The sequence below is a fragment of the SAR324 cluster bacterium genome (assembly GCA_015232315.1).
Classification (GTDB): Bacteria; SAR324; SAR324; order SAR324; family NAC60-12; genus JADFZZ01.
This window is the reverse complement of the sequence record JADFZZ010000077.1, coordinates 1-4,836: the sequence shown is the minus strand read 5'-3', so window position 1 is coordinate 4,836 and position 4,836 is coordinate 1. Positions and strand designations below refer to the sequence as shown.

2 protein-coding genes are annotated in these 4,836 nt (G+C 45.7%); one reads left to right on the top strand and one right to left on the bottom strand.

Annotated elements, in window-relative coordinates:
• Positions 1-311 precede the first annotated feature (311 nt).
• Positions 312-3,755 (bottom strand): response regulator, encoded by a 3,444-nt coding sequence (locus tag HQM11_21290; protein MBF0353575.1) that lies wholly within the window; start codon positions 3,753-3,755, stop codon positions 312-314.
• A gap of 308 nt (positions 3,756-4,063) precedes the next feature.
• On the opposite strand from HQM11_21290, the gene HQM11_21285 reads away from it, so the two are divergent.
• The coding region (locus tag HQM11_21285; protein ID MBF0353574.1) for a hypothetical protein at positions 4,064-4,836 on the top strand (773 nt) is incomplete at its 3' end.

Sequence of the window (4,836 nt, the reverse complement as noted above, 5' to 3'; positions counted from 1 at the left end):
GACCTTACGACTTAGGGAAACTGTTACATAAAATCGACGAAAAAATATTTAAACACCATAAAGGCCCCATCACCATTTAACTCAAGAGTTGTAAGTTTTCAGTTATCAGCCTTCCGCTTTTTTAAAGTCATTGAAATTAAAAGTTTTCTGAATATCAAACTTTCAAAGAAGCTTTTAGACTTATATATAAATTATAATAATTTCAATCAGTTCGAAAAACTGAGAACTGAAAGCTGAAAACTTGCCACTATCGTTCATTTAACTTCAGACCAATGAACTGTGTTCAAAAAAAATCAATAGAGTTGGACTGATCAGGATTTACGAGTATGCAACAGCAGTGTTTGGAGTTGCTGTGTTTTTTCTTCCAGCAACTTGCGGATTTCAGGAGCTGATTCCACATGTTCCAGCACAAACCGTGCGGTTTCGATCACTTTCTGCCATTTTGGGGATTGCGGCAGTGTTTTGACACTCAGGTATTTGTCAAGGGTGCGGGTGCGCCATGTGCTGCCATCCACTGAGGCGCGCCAGATGCCACTTTTTTCGGCAAGATCAATCCGTGTTTGACCTGTCATTTCCCAGGCATTGATGGTCATGTTCATGATTTCAACCAGTAATTCATTGATATTGTCCCAGGAGATTGCGGGAGACTGACGGAAATCCAGATCATCCAGGCCTGGTACCACATGACGCAACTGGACCACTTCATCAAAGGATGCCATCCCCTGAACCGCGGCAATATTTTCCACGGCGCTTTCCAGACTGAGCAGTTTCTGTTGTTCCTGTGTATTCCCCAAGGTGTTCAACTCATTGCCAAACAATAAATCCATGGAGGATACTTCAAATATTTTCCATTCGTTCACGTTCAAGGCCAGTGCCTCAATTTTCTGTTGAGAGAGCATTTTGACGATGAACGTCATAGTCCATGAATGCTGGCAGGGAAAAATTGACAACAGTACAAACAACGATGACGTTTGTGCTCCATGGCCAATTTGAGTGAGTGTGAACCACTTCATGTCAGAGCCATCGTCAATGGAAGCTAACGGTTGGAGGATCTGACGGGACAGGGAGTCCATGAATTCCTGACCAAATAACAATTCCAATGGTTGACTGATCACTTTCTGGACTGGATGATTCCACAAGGATTCTGCTCGCTGATTAAAAAAACTCACTCGGCCTTCAGGGTCTGTCACTACGATCGCCTCATCAAAATGATCCAGCACCCGTAACAGTTTGGTATGAGAAATTCTGAGTTCATGCTCGATTTCTTCCCTGCGCTGGATTTCCTGCCGCAATCTTACATTTTCCCGAAGTTGAACCACGCCATCCCGGGCTTTCAGCAAAGTCTGGATGCGGGCATACAATTCTTCCTTGTGAAAGGGTTTGGGTAAATAATCATTGGCTCCCACATTCAGGGCATGTACCAGATCCGTGACCTGATTTTTGGCGGTCAGAATGATGATGGGCAACTCATACAAATCATACCGCTCCCGGATTTTTCCGCACACTTCATACCCGCTCATGCGAGGCATCATCAAATCCAGCAGAATCAGGTCCGGCAGGGTATCCTCCAGAATTTCCAGGGCATCAAAGCCATCTTCTGCCAGAAAAATTTCAAAACCTTTCAGCCCTAACTGGTTTTTGAGAACCATCAGGTTGGTTCGGTCATCATCCACTACCAGAATTTTACGACCCTCGCTGACAATTATTTCTGTTCGGGAGGGGATCATGGTCAGTGGCAGAATTTCAGAAGATATTTCAGCCGACACATCCTGAAACACAGGATAGCGGGATGTCACCAGTTTTTCAGTGGACACCGCCTCCGAGGTTCCAGAAACAGGCAGGTCGAAGGAAAATATAGAGCCTTTGCCCTCCATACTTTCCAGACTGATGGAACTTCCATGCAGACTCACCAGCATCTGGCTGATGGTCAACCCCAGTCCAGTGCCTCCAAACTGGCGGGAGATGGAACCATCTGCCTGTTGGAACGCATTGAAAATGACCTGTTGCCTGTCTTTGGGAATCCCGATTCCGGAATCATCCACCTCTAGGCGAGTTTTCCCCTGCTTCAGACGAGCTCGAATGGTCACATGACCTTGACTGGTAAATTTGATGGCGTTGCCCACCAGATTGAACAGAATCTGCTGCAAACGGCTTTCATCAGCCTGTAACAGTGGCAGTTGTTCCGGAATATCTAGCCGCAATTCAACCGGTTTATGACCAACCAGCGGTTGACAGATGTTCAGGACCATGCTGGCCAGATTCTTCAAATCCACCACTTGCCACTGTAATTCCAATGTTCCGTGTTTCATTTTGGAAAAATCAAGCAGGTCATAAATGAGAGTGGAAAGTCGGCGACCACTGGCCACAATCATGGCCAGATTTTTCATTTGCTGAGCGGTAATGGGGCCTGTCGCGCCATCAGCCATGGATTCCGCAATGCCGACAATGCCATGCAGGGGAGTCAATAATTCATGAGAGGTATTGGCCAGAAACTCATCTTTGAGTTGATCCATTTCCATGAGTTCCTGATTCTTCTGCTGTAGTTTTTCCGCCATCTGGTCTTTGATCCGGATGGATTCTTCCTGGGCTTTGGCGGTGGCATCCCGCATCTGATTGATCCGGTCCGCCAAACCAAATGACAGCAACAACAACTGGATCAGTCCACCGATTTGAGCGGAATGCTCAGTCCAGAACGTGCTGGGCAGCAATCCCACACTTTTCAACGTGAACAGAATGATTCCAAGCATCAGAACAATGGTTGACAGCAAAAAGTAATATGCGGTCCGAACCCCTTTGAGCCAGGAGAGCACCCCCACCGCCAGGACAATGACAACTGCGACCAGTGCGAACAATGCGTAAATTTTCAGCACCAGATGAATATGAAGAATCCACGGCAGGCAGGATTCCAGAGCCAGCACAAGCATCATGCCGTTCAGCACGCTGTTCCAGCGTGGAAGGTGTTTGCGGGTATCCAGAAAACTTTTTACAAACAATACACTGCAAAACCCATAGATGGTCACGGCCAGCGGAAAGGCCAGTGCCCATTCCGGAATAAACGACCCCAGATATTCAAAGGCCAGTCCGTTGTAGATGGAATTCACCAGTCCGCCAAATACCAGGGCCAGCACGTAATACATGTAGGACCAGTCCTTGACGACAAAAAAGATAAACAGATGATAAAAAATCATCATCAGGGGTGCACCGTAAAAAATTCCGTAACGGTACTGTTCTTCACTGACTTTTTCGGTGAAAGCGTCCTGGGTCCATAAAATCACGGGAATGTGCAACGGATAGCGGGACTGAACCCTCAGATAAAAAACTTTTGAATGGTTTTCTGGAAAATGGAGTTTGAACACTACATTCTTGTACCGCATGTCCCGATTTTCAAAGGTATGGAGATTTCCGGATTTTTTTACCGTAAATTTACCATGCTCTTCTGCGTAAAAATCAACTTTGTCCAGCAGAGGATTGGCCAGTTCCAGTAGATAACTCTGATGCAGGGATTCCGCCTGTATTTCAAATTTGAGCCAGATGACATGATCGGTCAGACCAAAATTCGGAGTTCCCTGTGAATTGGCCCGAAACCCGGTTTGCCTTGCGGGAGTGAGAATATCTTCCAGCGTCAGTGTTTCGTCCGCATTCTCCAGAATCAATAACCATGGTGACATGTCATAGCGTTCATGAGCAGGCTGAACCAGCAATCCCGCGGCTCCGACTGGAGCGGGAAGCAATACTGAAAAAACTGTCAGTATCAAAACGAACAGCCCTTGAAGCCTGCCTGAGGATAAAAAAACATTCTTAATAAGCCTATGAAATATTGTAATTAATTTATTATTCATGAACTTTTTTACCATATTTTTACCGTGGAAAACCCTGCTTTTGACCAGCCCATGTTTTGCAGAATTTTCGTGAGCATGGTCTAATTGAATCATCGCAAGGGAACAGTGTCCTTGTGAGCCTATAACATAAAGAATGCCTGAAATAAAACGAGTTGTGAACCCCGAGCCTGAAATTGATAAAAAAATTACAGGCTCCATTAAAAACAGGAAACGCGGGAGGAGATATGAAAAAAACAATAATGACTCTGGTTGCCATGCTGTCTGTAACTTTGAATGTATGGGCCTGGGGAGGATACCATCATAAATTGCTGGCCATTGACGCCCTCAACTATATGGGATCCGAATATGCCAATTCTCAGGAAAAACGTGCGTATGATCTGTTGGTCAAGTCAGCCGGTAGTGTGGAAAAAGCCCGTGAGATTCTGGGCAATGCGGCTGAAGCGGTGGATTCCTTTGAAGACACCCGCATGGGAGGCTGGTGGGTTGGCTACCACTACACGGCTAAAGATTTGACTTTGGGGTTGATGTCCAACAATTACACCTCCCTCTGGCATTTTATCAACATGTCTCGTGGAAAAGATGATCATGGCAATGATTACGGCGGATACGACTACCGTTACCGAACCAATGATCCTAAAACCATAGACAACGACTGGATCGTCATGGCGTGGTTGTACAATCAGCAAATGAAAGAAAAAGATTATGAAGTGACTGAAGCCCATTATCGTCATGATTCCTATTCCCGTTATTCACAGTATGAAGATTTCCAGGACATTCCCTTCCAACCTGTGGACAATCTGGGCTACTACTGGTTCAAGGAATTTGTAAAAAATCCGACTCTGCAATCTATCGGTTTTGTCGCTCATGCCGCCGCGGATGTTGGTGCGGCTCAACATACCTGGAACACCATGGGCAACTATCATGTGGAATATGAAGAATGGGCGGAAGACCACCATTTCAGTGATAATCTTGGAGATTTTGACCGAGTCCATGAGAT